Origin of the sequence: Micromonospora sp. MP36, from assembly GCF_008119785.1 — a bacterium.
Classification (GTDB): Bacteria; Actinomycetota; Actinomycetes; order Mycobacteriales; family Micromonosporaceae; genus Micromonospora.
The window spans coordinates 21008-36570 of record NZ_VSFA01000005.1; the positions used below are offsets into that span (position 1 = coordinate 21008).

Annotated in this window: 19 protein-coding genes and 1 pseudogene; all 20 read left to right on the forward strand. The window is 72.5% G+C overall.

Annotation, left to right across the window (positions count from 1 at the left end; translation table 11 throughout):
- Window positions 1-59: 59 nt before the first annotated feature.
- The 20 genes and pseudogenes from FXF52_RS07700 (at window position 60) to FXF52_RS07790 (ending at window position 15550) form a co-directional block, all read left to right on the forward strand.
- Window positions 60-962 (forward strand): ABC transporter ATP-binding protein, encoded by a 903-nt coding sequence (locus tag FXF52_RS07700; RefSeq protein WP_148794862.1) that lies wholly within the window; start codon window positions 60-62, stop codon window positions 960-962.
- Window positions 952-1773, forward strand: coding sequence for an ABC transporter permease subunit (locus FXF52_RS07705; protein WP_148794864.1), 822 nt, complete (start codon window positions 952-954; stop codon window positions 1771-1773). The genes FXF52_RS07700 and FXF52_RS07705 overlap by 11 nt, the downstream gene beginning before the upstream one ends.
- A gap of 20 nt (window positions 1774-1793) precedes the next feature.
- A complete protein-coding gene (locus FXF52_RS07710; protein WP_255471800.1) occupies window positions 1794-2921 on the forward strand; it encodes a sensor histidine kinase in 1128 nt (375 codons plus the stop codon).
- Window positions 2918-3574 carry a response regulator transcription factor gene (locus tag FXF52_RS07715; RefSeq protein ID WP_148794865.1) on the forward strand — a complete coding sequence of 219 codons (657 nt, stop codon included), beginning with the start codon at window positions 2918-2920 and terminating at the stop codon, window positions 3572-3574. The genes FXF52_RS07710 and FXF52_RS07715 overlap by 4 nt, the downstream gene beginning before the upstream one ends.
- 251 nt (window positions 3575-3825) lie before the next feature.
- Window positions 3826-5382 (forward strand): signal recognition particle protein, encoded by a 1557-nt coding sequence (ffh, locus tag FXF52_RS07720; protein ID WP_148794867.1) that lies wholly within the window; start codon window positions 3826-3828, stop codon window positions 5380-5382.
- Between the two features lie 66 nt (window positions 5383-5448).
- On the forward strand, window positions 5449-5580 hold the full coding sequence (locus tag FXF52_RS42920) for a hypothetical protein (RefSeq protein WP_255471801.1): 132 nt from the start codon (window positions 5449-5451) through the stop codon (window positions 5578-5580).
- A gap of 18 nt (window positions 5581-5598) precedes the next feature.
- Window positions 5599-6027: a Uma2 family endonuclease gene (locus FXF52_RS07725; RefSeq protein ID WP_255471809.1), complete on the forward strand. Its 429-nt coding sequence runs from the start codon at window positions 5599-5601 to the stop codon at window positions 6025-6027.
- Window positions 6028-6045: 18 nt separating this feature from the next.
- Window positions 6046-7125, forward strand: coding sequence for an amidohydrolase family protein (locus tag FXF52_RS07730; protein ID WP_148794869.1), 1080 nt, complete (start codon window positions 6046-6048; stop codon window positions 7123-7125).
- Window positions 7126-7225: 100 nt separating this feature from the next.
- Window positions 7226-8632, forward strand: coding sequence for a proline--tRNA ligase (gene proS / locus FXF52_RS07735; protein WP_148794871.1), 1407 nt, complete (start codon window positions 7226-7228; stop codon window positions 8630-8632).
- Window positions 8633-8704: 72 nt separating this feature from the next.
- Window positions 8705-9352, forward strand: a complete 648-nt coding sequence (locus FXF52_RS07740; protein ID WP_148794873.1) for a DUF402 domain-containing protein — start codon at window positions 8705-8707, stop codon at window positions 9350-9352.
- Window positions 9353-9591: 239 nt separating this feature from the next.
- The gene (gene rpsP / locus FXF52_RS07745; protein WP_148794875.1) at window positions 9592-10041 is read left to right on the forward strand and encodes a 30S ribosomal protein S16; all 450 of its coding nucleotides are present in this window, start codon (window positions 9592-9594) and stop codon (window positions 10039-10041) included.
- Window positions 10016-10276 (forward strand): RNA-binding protein, encoded by a 261-nt coding sequence (locus FXF52_RS07750; protein WP_030500803.1) that lies wholly within the window; start codon window positions 10016-10018, stop codon window positions 10274-10276. The genes rpsP and FXF52_RS07750 overlap by 26 nt, the downstream gene beginning before the upstream one ends.
- A complete protein-coding gene (gene rimM / locus FXF52_RS07755; protein ID WP_148794877.1) occupies window positions 10276-10818 on the forward strand; it encodes a ribosome maturation factor RimM in 543 nt (180 codons plus the stop codon). The genes FXF52_RS07750 and rimM overlap by 1 nt, the downstream gene beginning before the upstream one ends.
- Before the next feature lie 16 nt (window positions 10819-10834).
- Window positions 10835-11611, forward strand: coding sequence for a tRNA (guanosine(37)-N1)-methyltransferase TrmD (trmD, locus tag FXF52_RS07760; protein ID WP_148794879.1), 777 nt, complete (start codon window positions 10835-10837; stop codon window positions 11609-11611).
- Window positions 11612-11754: 143 nt separating this feature from the next.
- A complete protein-coding gene (gene rplS, locus FXF52_RS07765; RefSeq protein ID WP_073832528.1) occupies window positions 11755-12114 on the forward strand; it encodes a 50S ribosomal protein L19 in 360 nt (119 codons plus the stop codon).
- A gap of 193 nt (window positions 12115-12307) precedes the next feature.
- Window positions 12308-13176: pseudogene (gene lepB, locus FXF52_RS07770) on the forward strand (signal peptidase I).
- A gap of 9 nt (window positions 13177-13185) precedes the next feature.
- Window positions 13186-13818 (forward strand): signal peptidase I, encoded by a 633-nt coding sequence (gene lepB, locus FXF52_RS07775; RefSeq protein ID WP_148794883.1) that lies wholly within the window; start codon window positions 13186-13188, stop codon window positions 13816-13818.
- A gap of 48 nt (window positions 13819-13866) precedes the next feature.
- Entirely contained in the window at window positions 13867-14352 is a 486-nt protein-coding gene (locus FXF52_RS07780) for an NUDIX hydrolase (RefSeq protein WP_148794886.1), read from the forward strand.
- Window positions 14346-15230 (forward strand): ribonuclease HII, encoded by an 885-nt coding sequence (locus tag FXF52_RS07785; RefSeq protein ID WP_148794888.1) that lies wholly within the window; start codon window positions 14346-14348, stop codon window positions 15228-15230. The genes FXF52_RS07780 and FXF52_RS07785 overlap by 7 nt, the downstream gene beginning before the upstream one ends.
- Window positions 15227-15550 (forward strand): DUF2469 domain-containing protein, encoded by a 324-nt coding sequence (locus FXF52_RS07790; RefSeq protein WP_007075222.1) that lies wholly within the window; start codon window positions 15227-15229, stop codon window positions 15548-15550. Before FXF52_RS07785 ends, FXF52_RS07790 begins: the two co-directional genes overlap by 4 nt.
- The last annotated feature ends 13 nt before the right edge of the window (window positions 15551-15563 follow it).

Below are 15563 nucleotides of genomic sequence, written 5' to 3' on the forward strand. Positions count from 1 at the left end.
GGCAGGGTGCCGCTCGCGGGGCGACGCTGCGCGACCCGCTGAGCGGCACGCTCGGGGGTATGAACCTGCCAGTGCACACCGAAGGGCTCACCAAACGGTACGGGCCACTGACCGCCGTCGACGACCTCCACCTGACCGTCCACCCCGGCGAGGTGTACGGCTTCCTCGGCCCCAACGGCGCCGGCAAGACCACCACCCTGCGCATGCTGCTGGGGCTGGTCCGCCCCACCGCCGGCACGGTACGGCTGCTCGGCCGACCGCCCGGCGCCGGCCGGCTCACCGGGGTCGGGGCGCTGATCGAGGGGCCCGCCTTCTACCCGTACCTCTCCGGGCGGGACAACCTCGCGGTGCTCGCCCGCTACGCCGGGGTCGGCGCCGACCGGGTGGCGCTCGTGCTGGACCTGGTCGACCTCACCGACCGGGCCGGCGACCGGTACGCCGGCTACTCGTTGGGCATGAAGCAGCGACTCGGCGTCGCGGCCGCGCTGCTCAAGGATCCGCGCCTGCTGATCCTGGACGAGCCGACCAACGGCCTAGACCCGGCCGGTATGGCGGACATGCGCATGTTGATCCGCCGGCTCGGCGCCGGCGGCTGCACCGTCCTGGTCTCCAGCCACCTGCTCGGCGAGGTCGAGCAGGTCTGCGACCGGGTCGGGGTGATCTCCCGGGGGCGGCTGATCGCCGAGGGGAGCGTCGCCGAGCTGCGCGGCACGGCCGGGCTGCGGGTGCTCGCCGACCCGCTCGACGAGGCGGCGGCGCGGGTCCGGACGCTGGTCGGCGCGGAGCGGGTGCGGGTGGTCGACGGCGGGCTGGAGCTGGCCGTCGAGCCGGAGCGGGCCGCCTGGCTCAACGCCGAGCTGGTCGGCGCCGGGCTCGCCGTGCGCGAGCTGCGTCCCCGCGAACGGGACCTGGAGCAGGTGTTCTTCGACCTCATCGAGAAGGGAACGGCCGATGTCGCGTAGTTTCCGCGCCGAGCTGGTCAAGCTGGTCCGCCGCCCGGCGACCTGGCTGCTGCTGGCCATCACCCTGGTCCTCGCGGTGACCTTCACCTACGTCTTCCCGTACGCCAGCATCGCCGGTGGGACGAGCGGGCCGAACACCGACCGGACCCTGCCGATGCTGCTGCCCGACCGGCTGGTCGGGAACTCGCTCGGCGGCCTGCCGGTCTTCCTCGGCTCGATCGTGCTGATCCTCGGGGTGCTCACCGTCGGCGGCGAGTACGGCTGGGGCACCTGGAAGACGGTGCTCTCCCAGGGCCCGTCCCGACTGGAGGTGTACGCGGGCAAGCTGCTCGCCCTCGCCGCCGCCGCGCTGGCCGTGGTGCTCGCCGTCTTCGTGGTCGGGGCGGTGTCCAGCGTGCTGATCGCGCTCGCCGAGGGGCAGTCGGTGCACTGGCCCGCGGCCGGCGACCTGCTCACCGGGCTCGGTGCGGGGTGGCTCATCGCGACGATGTGGGCCATGCTCGGTGCCGTGCTCGCCGTCGCCCTGCGGTCGGTGGCGCTCCCGGTCGGGCTGGGGCTGGTGTGGATGCTGGCGGTGCAGAACCTGCTCGCCGCGATCGCCGCGCCGCTGCTGGACTGGGTGGCCCAGGCGCAGAAGGGGCTGCCGGGCCCGAACGCCGGGTCGCTGGCCGCGGCGCTGGGCGCGCCCGGCGACACCCCCGGCGTCGCGGCGACGGTCGGGGGCGGGCAGGCGGCGCTCGTGGTCGCGGCCTATCTGGTCGCCTTCGCGGTGGTCGGCGGGGTGCTGCTGCGCCGGCGGGACATCGGTTGAGGCTGGCGGGGAGGGACGACGTGGACCGGAACCGGAGCGGCTGGGGCGACCGGCTCTTCGACGCCCTGGTCGCCCTGGCCCTGGTCGCCTTCGGGCTGCTCGGCACCGGGCCGGCCGGCCTCAACCAGGGGATGGGCACCGGTCGGGCGACGTATCCGCTGGTCGTGGTGGCCGCGCTCGCCCTGGCCGGGTGCCGGCGATGGCCGCTGGCCGCCCTGGCGGTGGTCACCGTGGCCACCACGGCGTACCTGGTGCTCGGCTACCCGTACGGGCCGATCCTGATCTCGTTCTTCGTCGCGGTCTACACGGTGGCCGCGTACCGGCCGCTGCGGCCCGCGGCGGTGGCCTGCGGCCTCGCCCTGGCCGTGCTGCTGGTCCACGTCTTCGTGGGCGTCCGGTCGCTCGGCCTGCTCGGCCTGATGCCCGCCGCCGCCTGGGTGGTGGTGCCGTTCGCGGTCGGGACCACGGTGCGGCTGGGCCGGGAGAGCACGGCTCGCAACCGGGTGGACGAGGCCCGCCGGCTGGCCGACGCCGAACGGCTGCGGGTGGCCCGGGAGGTGCACGACGTGGTCGGGCACGGCCTCGCCGCCATCCACATGCAGGCGGAGATCGCGCTGCACCTGCTCGGCAAGCGGCCGGAGCAGGCCGAGGCGGCGCTGACCGCGATCAGCCGCACCAGCAAGGAGGCGCTGGACGAGCTGCGGGTCACCCTCACGGTCGTCCGGCGGGACGAGGCGGTCGACGAGCGGGCGCCGACCCCCGGCCTGGCCCAGCTCCCGCAGCTGCGCGAGCGGCTCGCCGGTGCCGGGGTGCCGGTGACGGTCGAGGTCGACGGGGAGCCCCGCGCGTTGCCGGTCGCGGTGGACCTGGCCGCGTACCGGGTGGTGCAGGAGGCGCTGACGAACGTGCTGCGCCACGCCGGCCCGGCCACCGCCACGGTCCGGCTCCGGTACGCGCCCACCGAGGTCACCGTCGAGGTCACCGACACCGGTCGGGGCGCCGGCGCGCCGCCGCGCGGGACCGCCGGCTACGGCCTGGCGGGCATGCGGGAGCGGGTCACCGCGCTGGGCGGGTCGTTCACCGCCGGCCCCGTCTCCGCCGGCGGCTTCCGGGTGTACGCGACACTGCCGCTGGAGGAGGCTGAATGATCAGAGTGCTGCTCGCGGACGACCAGGACCTGGTCCGGATCGGGCTGCGCGCCCTGGTGGAGAGCGAGGACGACCTCGCGGTGGTGGGGGAGGCGGCCGACGGGCTCGCCGCCGTCGAGCTGGCCCGCCGGGAACGCCCCGACGTGGTGCTGATGGACGTCCGGATGCCCGGCGTCGACGGCATCGAGGCGACCCGGCGGATCGTCGCCGACCCCGGGCTGGCGGGCACCCGGGTGGTCGTCCTGACCACCTTCGAGCTGGACGAGTACGTCTTCGACGCGCTCCGGCACGGGGCCAGCGGCTTTTTGACCAAGGACACCCGCCCGGCCGAGCTGCTCCGCGCGATCCGGCTGGTCGCCGAGGGGGAGGCGCTGCTGTCCCCGTCGGTGACCCGGCGGGTGGTCCGGGAGTTTGCCACCCGGCCGGCCCGGGTGCCCCGCCCGCACCCGCGGCTGGACACCCTCACCGACCGGGAACGGGAGGTGGTGGGGCTGGTCGGCGAGGGGCTGAGCAACGCCGAGATCGCCGAGCGGCTGGTGGTGAGCCCGGCCACCGCGCGTACCCACGTCAGCCGGGCCATGGTCAAGCTGGGCGCCCGGGACCGGGCCCAGCTGGTGGTCTTCGCGTACCAGTCGGGGCTGGTCGTGTCGTGATCGGTCGCGGATAGCCGGTTCATGTCGCTGTACGCGATTCGTATACCTCATCAAGTTCGAACGCCCTGATGGGCGGTTTCCCCGGGGGCGGCGGGCCACCGGCCGGATCCAGAGACCGGGTGGCGGGACCACGGCCTCCCCTCGGGTCGGCCGGCGGGAAGCACTGGCGAGGTGGGACCGTTACCCTTGCGGGTAGCCGGCCGTCTGCGTGCCGGCTGATTGTGCCCGCCGACGACAAACGGGATGTTCGTGTGTTTGACACCTTGAGTGACCGCCTGTCCGGGATCTTCACGAAGCTCCGCGGCAAGGGTCGGCTCACCGACGCCGACATCGACGCCACCGCGCGCGAGATCCGCATGGCGCTGCTGGAGGCCGACGTCGCCCTGCCGGTGGTCAAGGGCTTCATCGCGAACGTCAAGGAGCGGGCCCGGGGCGCGGAGGTCTCCCAGGCGCTCAACCCGGCCCAGCAGATCATCAAGATCGTCAACGAGGAGCTGATCGCCGTCCTCGGTGGCGAGGGGCGCCGGCTCCAGTTCGCCAAGCAGCCGCCGACCGTGATCATGCTGGCCGGTCTCCAGGGTTCCGGTAAGACCACCCTCGCCGGCAAGCTGGCCCGCTGGCTCAAGGCCCAGGGGCACCAGCCGCTGCTGGTCGCCGCCGACCTCCAGCGTCCCAACGCCGTCGGGCAGCTTCAGGTGCTCGGTGGCCGGGCTGGCGTCGAGGTGTACGCCCCGGAGCCGGGCAACGGCGTCGGCGACCCGGTGCAGGTGGCGCGCGCGTCGATCGAGCACGCCCGGCGGGCGGCGCGGGACATCGTCATCGTCGACACCGCCGGTCGGCTCGGTATCGACGCCGAGATGATGCAGCAGGCCGCGGACATCCGTGACGCCGTCCAGCCGGACGAGGTCATCTTCGTCATCGACGCGATGGTCGGCCAGGACGCGGTCCGCACCGCCGAGGCGTTCCGCGACGGCGTCGGCATCAGCGGCGTGGTCCTCTCCAAGCTCGACGGCGACGCCCGCGGTGGCGCCGCGCTCTCCGTCCGTGAGGTCACCGGGCAGCCGATTCTGTTCGCCTCCACCGGCGAGAAGCTGGAGGACTTCGACGTCTTCCACCCCGACCGGATGGCCAGCCGGATCCTCGGCATGGGCGACGTCCTCACGCTGATCGAGCAGGCCGAGGCGGCCTTCGACGCCGATCAGAAGGAGAAGATGACCGCCAAGCTGATGGGCGGGGAGACCTTCACCCTGGAGGACTTCCTCGATCAGCTCATCGCGGTCCGGCGGATGGGTCCGATCGCCAACGTGCTGGCCATGATGCCCGGCATGGGGCAGATGAAGGACCAGCTCGCTGAGCTGGACGACAAGCACTTCGACCGGGTCACCGCGATCATCCGGTCGATGACCCCGGCCGAGCGGGCCAACCCGAAGATCATCAACGGTTCCCGGCGGGCTCGCATCGCCAATGGCTCGGGCGTGGCCGTGATGGACGTCAACCAGCTGCTCAACCGCTTCGCCGACGCGCAGAAGATGATGAAGCAGATGGGCGGCATGATGGGCTTGCCCGGCGCCGGTCGGCGCAAGGCGACCAAGTCGCCAAAGAACAAGCGCAAGGGCGGCAAGGGCGGCGGCCGGCCGCGTACCGGGGCGGGGCTGCCGGGCGGCGGCTTCCCGGGCGGCATGCCGCAGCTCCCGCCGGGCCTGGACCCGGGCGACCTGGCGGGCGCCCAGGGCCTGCCGCCGGGCTTCAAGCTCCCGAAGATCGACTTCAACAAGCTCGGCAAGGGGGGCGACAAGCGCCCTCGCTAGCGTGTCGGTGACGGCGGGCGACATGATCAGCACCTAGGGTCATGTCGCCCCCTGGAAGGAGATGTCATGACCGCGGCGCCGATCCTGCCCGAGCGGCACGAGTGGACGGTCGACGACCTCGGCGACCTGCCGAAGGACCTTCCGTACGAACTGATCAACGGAAGGTTGATCGTGCCGGCGCCGACTGCCGTGCACTAAGAGCTTTGTGTCGAGCTGCTGCTCGCGCTTCGAGTCAACTGCCCGCCGGAGTACCTGGTCAGCATCGACCTGTCGATGCGGGTCGACCGACGCAACGAGCCGCGTCCCGACGTGGTCGTCATCCGCCGCAAGCACGCCGACCGGTCGCCCGTGCCGGTCGAGGACGCGCTGCTCGCCGTGGAGGTCGTCTCGCCGACCTCCACCTTCCGCGACATGTATGACAAGGCCAAGGTCTACGCACACGCCGGGGTCCGCTCGTACTGGGTGGTCGACCCGCTCCAGGAGCGCATCACGCTGACCGAGTACGCACTCGGCGCGGGCCGCGAGTACGACCAGCTCACCCACACCGAGTACCTGTTCGTCACCGAGCGGCCGTGGAAGGTCTCGGTCGATCTGCCCGCCCTCACCGCCCGGCGGAACGACCTGCTCGCCACCGACGAGGAGTGATCGGGTAGGACTGTGCACATGGCTCTGCATGTGCGCGGTGTGCTCCTGCCCGACGACGAGGTCCGGGACATCTGGCTGGTCGGCGACCGGGTCACCTTCGAGCCGGTGCCCGGCGCGGAGACCGTCGCCGACGGCGGCTTCGTGCTGCCCGGCCTGACCGACGCCCACTGCCACATCGGCATCGCCCGGGGCGGCGCCCCGATCACCTCCCTCGACCAGGCCCGGGAGCTGGCCCGCACCGACCGGGACGCCGGGGTGCTGGCGATCAGGGACGCCGGCTCGCCCTACCCGTACCCGGAGCTCGACGACGACCCGGAGCTGCCGCGACTGGCCCGCGCCGGCCGGCACGTCGCACCGCCGAAGCGCTACCTGCGGGACATCGGGGTGGAGGTCGGCGCGGCCGAGGTGGCCGCGACGGTGGCGGCGCAGGCCGCCGCCGGCAACGGCTGGGTCAAGCTGGTCGGCGACTGGATCGACCGCGGGGTGGGCGACCTCGCCCCGGCCTGGGACGCCGACACCATGACGGCGGCCGTCGCCGCCGCGCACGCTGCCGGGGTACGCGCCGCGGTGCACACCTTCTCCGAGTCGGCCGTGGAGATCATGGTGCGGGCCGGGGTGGACTCGGTGGAGCACGGCACCGGACTCAGCCTGGACCTGATCGACCTGATGGCCCGCCAGGGCACCGCGCTGGTCCCCACAATGATCAACATTCAGACCTTCGGTCACATCGCCGACCAGGCCCGTGCCAAGTTCCCCGGGTACGCCGACCACATGCTCGCCCTGCGCGACCGCTTTCCCGAGGTGGTCCGGGCCGCGCACGAGGCGGGCGTGCCGATCTACGTCGGCACCGACGCGGGCGGCGGCATCGACCACGGGCTGGCCGCCGAGGAGATGCTGCTGCTGCACGAGCGGGCCGGCATGTCCACCGAGGACGTCCTCGCCGCCGCCTCCTGGCGCGCCCGGGAGTGGCTCGGCTTCCCCGGCCTGGTCGAGGGGGGCCTCGCCGACCTGGTCGTCTATCCCGAGGACCCGCGACGCGACCTGCGCGTGGTCCGCACCCCGTCCCGCATCGTCCTGCGCGGTCGCGTCCTCCGCTGACCCGCCTCCGGTCGACGTCCCCGGGGTGGCCCGGCGCGACACGGCCCGTGCCGGCTCCCGGGCGCACCGACGGCGTGGGCGGAGCATAGGATGTGCCCTCATGGCACGCGTGCTCACTCCCCGTGCGGAGGACTTCCCCCGCTGGTACCAGGACCTGATCGCCAAGGCGAAGCTGGCCGACAACGGCCCGGTGCGGGGCACCATGGTCATCCGACCGGCGGGCTACGCCATCTGGGAGCGGATGCAGGCGGAGATGGACGCCCGGATCAAGGCGGCCGGCGCGGAGAACGCGTACTTCCCGCTCTTCATCCCAGAGAGCTACCTCAAGCGTGAGGCCGAGCACGTCGAGGGCTTCTCGCCGGAGCTGGCCGTGGTCACCCACGGTGGGGGCAAGCAGCTCGCCGAGCCGGTGGTGGTCCGCCCCACCAGCGAGACGGTGATCGGCGAGTTCATGGCCAAGTGGATCGACTCGTACCGGGACCTGCCGCTGCTGCTCAACCAGTGGGCGAACGTGGTCCGCTGGGAGCTGCGCCCCCGGATCTTCCTGCGCACCAGCGAGTTCCTGTGGCAGGAGGGGCACACCGCGCACGCGACCCGCGAGGACGCCCGCGCCTACGCCCGCCGGATCCTGCACGAGGCGTACGAGGACCTGATGGTCAACGTGCTCGGCATCCCGGTGGTGGTCGGCCTGAAGACCGCCCGCGAGCGCTTCGCCGGCGCGACCGCCACCTACACCTGCGAAGGCATGATGGGCGACGGCAAGGCGCTGCAGATGGGCACCAGCCACGAGCTGGGCCAGAACTTCGCCAAGGCGTTCGACATCAGCTTCTCCTCGGCCGAGGGTGGCCGGGAGCACGCCTGGACCACCTCCTGGGGCACCTCGACCCGGATGCTCGGCGGTCTGATCATGTGCCACGGCGACGACAACGGCCTGCGGGTGCCGCCGAAGCTGGCGCCGGTCCAGGCGTACGTGATGATCGTCAAGGACGGCGAGGGCGTCGGCGAGGCGGCGGCCAAGCTCCGCGACGCGCTGCGCGACGCCGGTGTCCGGGTCGCGCTGGACGACCGCACCGACACGGCCTTCGGTCGCCGGGCCGTCGACGCCGAGCTGCGTGGCTACCCGGTCCGCGTCGAGGTCGGCCCCCGTGACCTGGCCGCCGGCAACGCGGTGGTGGTCCGGCGTACGGACGGCTCGAAGGCCGCGACGCCGGTCGCCGACGTGGTCGGCGCGGTCCTCGCCGCGCTGGAGGCGGACCAGCAGGTGCTGCACGACCAGGCGCTGGCCAACCGCGAGTCCCGCACGCAGGACGTCGCCACGCTGGCCGAGGCGCTCGAGGCGGCGGCCACCGGCTGGGCCCGGGTGCCGTGGTCGGCGGTCGGCGTCCAGGGCGAGGCCGAGGCGAACGCGCAGGGCGTCACCGTCCGGTGCCTGCTGCGGGCCGACGGCTCGGTGCCGGACTCCGAGGACGAGCCGGACCTGGTCGCCATCCTCGCCCGCGCCTACTGAGGGGTAAGGAAGGGCCCCTGCGCAACGCCTGCGGTAGCGGAGGGGCCCCTGCGGACAGCCTGGGGTGGTGGCATGCGCTTCGAGCCGGGCCGGTTGATCATGCACCGGAACGTGCGGCACGGCCGGATCGGTTGGGTCCGGCCGGCGCGGGTGGTCCTCGACGACGAGCGGGGGCTGTTGCTCTGGGTCGCCCGGGACACACCGGTCGCGCACGAGGTCACCGAGGCGGGGCTGGGTATGCGGGCGGTGCCGTTCGCAGAGTGGATCACCTCGTCCTACCGGCTGGCGCAGGGGCGGTGGAACGGGCCACCGGTGCTGAAGTTCCTGCCCACCGGCGCGGCCCACTCCGTCTGGTGGTTCCGCGACGCCGGGGGCAGGTTCAGCAACTGGTACGTCAACCTGGAGGAGCCCGGCGTCCGGTGGGACGACGGCGCGGTGGCCGGGGTCGACATGACGGACCAGGACCTCGACGTGGTGGTGCACCCGGATCTCAGCTGGGAGTGGAAGGACGAGGAGGAGTTCGTCGAGCGGCTCGCCTTCCCCGAGCACTACTGGGTGCCCGACGAGAAGGCGGTCCGGGCTGAGGGGGAGCGTGTGATCGCCCTCGCCGAGGCGGGCGAGTTCCCGTTCGACGGCACCTGGTGCGACTTCACCCCGCCCGCGGAATGGGATGTACCGGACGGGCTGCCGCCCGGCTGGGACCGGCCGCCGGTGCGCTGAGGGTGTCCTACGTCACCCGGCCGTTGACTTCCGGGTTCCCGTGCGGGTCCGGGGTGAGAGATCCGGGCCGGATCTGGCAGAATGGGTCGCTGGTATCCGGCGCGCGTCCGGCGCCCTCTAACCCGGGCACGTCGCCAGTCCACCGAGCAGTCTCCGGCCCAACCCCACTGTGCCGGTCGGCGCTCACCCGCACACCGCCCGTACCGGGCCGGTGAGATCGCAACAGGAGCGAAACAACTGTGGCCGTAAAGATCCGGCTCCTGCGGATGGGTAAGATCCGCAACCCGCAGTACCGCATCGTCGTCGCCGACTCGCGCACCAAGCGTGACGGTCGCGCGATCGAGTTCGTCGGTGTGTACCAGCCGAAGGAGGACCCTTCGGTGATCGAGGTCAAGTCGGAGCGGGTCCAGTACTGGCTGTCCGTCGGCGCGCAGCCGAGCGAGGCGGTGCAGCGCCTGCTGGAGCTGACCGGTGACTGGCAGAAGTTCAAGGGCCTGCCGGCCCCGGCGCCGCTGAAGGTCGCCCCGGAGCGGGCCGACCGCAAGGCGGCGTACGAGGCCGAGGCGAAGGCCGCCGCCGGCCTGGCCGAGACCCCGGCGCCGGCCAAGAAGGCCGCCAAGGCGCAGGCTCCGGCCGAGGCGCCGCAGGCCGAGGAGCAGACCGGTGCCGAGTCCGGCGAGCAGGCCTGACATGGCGCTGCGTCCCGCCCTGGAGCACCTGGTCAAGGGGATCGTCGACCACCCGGACGACGTCCGGGTGCGGATGGTCGATTCCCGTCGGGGTAAGCGGCTCGAGGTCCGCGTGCACCCGGAGGACCTCGGCACGGTGATCGGGCGGTCCGGCCGGACCGCCAAGGCGCTGCGCCAGGTGATCGGCTCCATCGGTGGGCGCGGGGTGCGCGTCGACATCGTCGACTCGTACTGATGCTTCTCATCGTCGGCCGGATCGGCAAGCCGCACGGGATCCGCGGTGAGGTCACCGTGGAGGTGCGGACCGATGAGCCCGAAGCACGGTTCGCCCCGGGCATGGTGCTGCGCACCGAGCCCGGGGCGGTCGCGCCCGAGGCCCCCGGGGCCTACCGGGTGCCGGCGGAGTTGACCGTCGAGTCGGCGCGCTGGCACCAGGGGCGGCTGCTGGTCGCCTTCGAGGGCGTGCTGGACCGCAACGTCGCCGAGGCGCTGCGCGGCACTCTGATCGGTGTGGACAGCGCCGCCGTCGCCCCGCCGGAGGACCCGGAGGAGTTCCACGACCACCAGCTGGTCGGCCTCGCGGTGGTCAACCCGCAGGGCGAGCGGCTGGGCGAGGTGGCCCGGATCGACCACGCTCCCGCCTCCGACCTGCTGGTGCTGCGGCGTCCCGAGGGACGGACGGCGCTGATCCCGTTCGTCAAGGCGATCGTGCCCGAGGTCGACCTCGCGGGCGGGCGCGTGGTGGTCGACCCGCCCGGCGGGCTGCTCGACCTCTGACTGGAGCCACCCCTTCATGCGCGTCGACATCGTGTCGATCTTCCCGGAGTACTTCGCCCCGCTCGACCTGTCGCTGATCGGCAAGGCCCGGGCGAGCGGCACCCTGCGGCTGGCCGTGCACGATCTGCGGAACTGGACCCACGACGTGCACCGCACGGTCGACGACACGCCGTACGGCGGCGGGCCCGGCATGGTGATGCGGCCGGAGCCGTGGGGTGAGGCGCTTGACGCCCTCGTCCCCGTGGACGGCGACCCGCGGCCCCGGCTGCTGGTGCCCTCCCCGGCCGGCGTCCGGTTCACCCAGGCGATGGCGCACGAGTTGGCCGCCGAGCCGCACCTGCTCTTCGGCTGCGGCCGGTACGAGGGCATCGACCAGCGGGTGCTCGACCACGCGGCGACCCGGATGCGGGTGACCGAGGTCTCCCTCGGCGACTACGTGCTCTTCGGCGGCGAGGTGGCGGTGCTGGTCATCCTGGAGGCGGTCACCCGACTGCTGCCCGGGGTGCTCGGCAACGCCGGCTCGCTGGACGAGGAGTCGCACGCCCACGGGCTGCTGGAGGCGCCGATGTACACCAAGCCGGCGACCTGGCGCGGGCACGAGGTGCCCGAGGTGCTCCGCTCCGGCGACCACGGGCGGATCGCCCGCTGGCGGCGCGACGAGTCCCTGCTGCGTACGGCGGCCCGCCGCCCCGACATGATCGCCGCACTGCCGCCGGAGAGCCTGGACAAGCGGGACCGGGCAGCGTTGGACCGGGGCGGATTTCAGCTGCCGCCGGGGGATGTGGCAAAGTAGAGGGGTTGCCGCATCCGTCCACGCCGTGGACGGCTGCGAGGACCCTCGACCGGGGTCGGCGCCGCCGGCCACCACCCGGGGGTCAGAATCACCCATTCGCGCATCGACTGACGGTGCGCCGTGAGCCTCACGAGGACGCAGCGATGAACATCCTGGACGCCCTTGACGCCCAGTCGAAGCGCGTTGACATCCCCGACTTCCGTGCCGGTGACACCGTCAAGGTGCACGCGCGGGTTGTCGAGGGCAACCGGTCCCGGGTCCAGATCTTCCAGGGCGTCGTCATCCGTCGCCAGGGTGACGGCCTGCGCGAGACCTTCTCGGTCCGCAAGGTCAGCTTCGGCGTGGGTGTCGAGCGGACCTACCCGATCAACAGCCCGGCGATCGACCGGATCGAGGTCGTGACCCGCGGTGACGTGCGGCGCGCCAAGCTCTACTACCTGCGCGAGCTGCGTGGCAAGAAGGCCAAGATCAAGGAGCTGCGCGAGAAGCAGCCGGCGAGCTGAATTTCCGTTCGCCACGCCGCCTGACCTGCCCGTATGTCGTATCGACCGGAGTGCATTACCCTGGTCGCACGGGCGCAGGGGGGCGGCGCACCACGCGTGCTCGACGCGGTGGCACAGCGGTCCACTACCGCCCGTGGGGTCTCCCGGCGAGACCCCCGGGCGGTAGCGTCGTTTCCGCGGACCGGGGAGTGGCATGGCGCAGATGCTTGACGAGGACGGCACCGTCGATCCGTGGCGCCGGCGGTCCCGGCGCTCCCGTCGGCAGCTGCCCCTCTGGCAGGAGTTGCCCCTGCTCCTGGTGGTCGCCTTCTGCCTGGCGGTGCTGATCCGCACCTTCCTGCTCCAGGCGTTCTTCATCCCCTCCGGCTCGATGGAGAACACCCTGCTCATCGGCGACCGGGTGCTGGTCAACAAGGTCGTCTACGACGTCCGTGACCCGGCCCGGGGCGAGGTCGTGGTCTTCCGGGGCACCGACCGGTGGGTGGCCCAGGAGACCCCGGCGCCGCCGACCAACTTCGTCGGCAAGGTCGGCCGCACGCTTGGCGACCTGGTAGGGATCAGCCGGCCCGGCGAGAAGGACTTCATCAAGCGGGTCATCGGCGTCCCCGGCGACCGGATCTGGTGCTGCGACAACGGTCGGGTCGTGGTCAACGGAGTGCCGCTGGACGAGCGGGCGTACGTGTCGGAGGACTCGCCGGCCGAGCTGCCGCCGAACCCGAAGGAGTGCCGCTCCCGGCAGTTCACCGAGATGGTCGTACCCCCGGGGCAGATCTTCGTGATGGGCGACCACCGGCTGGTCTCCCAGGACGCCCGGTGCCAGGGCCCGGTGCCGATCGACAACGTGGTGGGGCGCGCCTTCATGATCGTGTGGCCGTCGCAGCGGTGGACCACCCTGCCGGTCCCGCAGACCTTCGCCGACCTGCCGCGACCCAACGCCGCGCCGGCCGGACCGGTGCCGGTCGATCCCGACCCGGTGGGGGGTGTCGTCCTGATCCTCCCGGTCACGGCCGCGCTCTCCGTTCTCGCGAGTTCAGGGCGACTGCGTCGCGCCCGGGGACGTAGGCTCCTCCCGTGATTGACGAGCAGACCGAAAAGCCGCGCAGCTCCTTTTGGAAGGAGCTGCCCATCCTCCTGGGCGTGGCGATCCTGGTCGCAGTGCTGGTACGTGCCTTCGTGCTGCAGACCTTCTTCATCCCGTCCCCGTCCATGGAGAACACCCTCAAGATCGACGATCGGGTGCTGGTCAACAAGCTGGTCTACGATTTCCGCTCACCCCACCGGGGCGAGGTGATCGTCTTCAAGGCGCCCACCGACTGGAGCGGCAACCCGCAGGGCGAGGACTTCATCAAGCGGGTGATCGGCGTCGGCGGTGACCACGTGGTCTGCTGCGACCGCAGTGGCGGCAACGAGCGGCTGGTGATCAACGGCAAGCCGCTCGACGAGCCGTACATCTTCCCCGGCAACAAACCCGCCGACCAGGACTTCGACATCACCGTGCCGGACGGCCGGCTCTGGGTGATGGGTGACCACCGGGAGGCCTCCGGCGACTCGCTGGAGCACTGGCAGCAGTCGGGCGAGGACATCAATGAGGCCACCATCCCCGAGGACCGGGTGGTCGGCCGCGCCTTCACGATCTTCTGGCCGGTCAGCCGGGCGACCTGGCTCACCGTGCCGAAGCAGTTCGACGGGATTCCCAATCCCTGACCCCGGAGGGCGTGGGCGTTCGTCGGACGCGTCTGGCAGGCTTGGGCGGTGACCGTCTACACCCCTCGTCGCGCCGCCCGGGTGCTGCTCGTCGACGCGTCCGACCGGGTGCTGCTGTTCGCCGGCACCGACCCGGGCCGACCGGGGCACGCCTACTGGTTCACCCCCGGCGGGGGGCTGGACCCGGGGGAGAGCCCGGCCGCGGGCGCGGCCCGGGAACTGGCCGAGGAGACCGGGCTGCGACTTACCCCGGCCGAGTTGGGCGCACCGGTCTGGTCGGAGACGGTCGAGTTCCCGTTCGACGGCGTCTGGTACCGCCAGCAGCAGGAGTTCTTCCTGGTCCGGGTGCCCGCCTGGGAGGTCGACACGGCGGGCTTCAACGAGGTCGAGCGGGCCAGCGTCTCCGGCCACCGCTGGTGGTCGCTGGCGGAGCTGTCCGCCACGACCGAGCGCTGTTATCCGCCGGACCTGCCGGACCGGCTCGCCGCCGCGCTGGCCGAGCACCGGCCCGCCGCCGGAGGTGGGTCGTGCTGACGCCCCCGCGCACGGTGGTGCGCCGCGAGGGCGGCCTCTACGCCCTCGAACGGGCCCTGCAACGGCGAGGCTTCCGGCACGTGGCCGGCGCCGACGAGGCCGGCCGCGGCGCCTGCGCCGGCCCTCTGGTGGCCGCCGCCGCGGTGCTGCCCGAGGGGCGGCGTGGCGAGATCGACGGGCTGGCCGACTCCAAGCTGCTCACCCCCGCCAGCCGGGAGCGGATCTACGACGAGGTGGTGGCGCGGGCCCTGGCGTACGCGGTGGTGGTCATCCCGGCCGACGAGGTCGACGCGCGCGGGCTGCACGTGTGCAACCTGGCAGCGATGCGCCGGGCGCTGGCCTCGCTCACCACCCGCCCCGAGTACGTGCTGACCGACGGGTTCGGCGTCGACGGGCTGGACGTGCCGGGGCTGGCGGTCTGGAAGGGGGACCGGGTGGCCGCCTGCGTGGCGGCGGCGAGCGTGCTGGCCAAGGTCACCCGGGACCGGATCATGGTCGAGCTGGACGAGCGGTACCCGGGCTACGGCTTCGCCGAGCACAAGGGCTACATCACTCCCGAGCACACCGCCGCGCTGCGGGAGCTCGGGCCGTGCCGGGAGCACCGCTTCTCGTACGTGAACGTGGCGGCCGTCTCCGGCCGGGACGGGCAGCCGCCCCGCTCCCGGCGGCCGGCTGCCGGTAGCCCCGGCGAGGCGCTCGTCGGCGGCCCGATCGCGGCGCTCTTCGGTGATCCGGCGGAGGCGCCCGGCGGGAGCCCGGACGAGCCGATGGAGCGCTCCGGCGCGCCAGGGGGTACCGTCGGCGTGGCGTTGGGGGAGCGGGCGCGACCTCCGGCGCCGGTGGGGGAAGATGTGGTCATGGAAGGCGGAGTGCGATGAGCGCGGAAGATCTCGAGAAGTACGAGACCGAGATGGAGCTGCAGCTCTACCGGGAGTACCGCGACATTGTCCGCCAGTTCTCCTACGTGGTGGAGACCGAGCGCCGCTTCTACCTGGCCAACCAGGTCGACCTGCACGTCCGCAACTCGGACGGCGAGGTCTACTTCGAGGTGGAGATGCACGACGCCTGGGTGTGGGACATGTACCGTCCTGCGCGATTCGTCAAGAATGTCCGGGTGATGACGTTCAAGGACGTCAATGTGGAAGAGCTCGAAAAGCCCGACATTTCGCTTCCCGCAGACTCCGGATTCGGCGGCTGACCCCGGCGGGCGG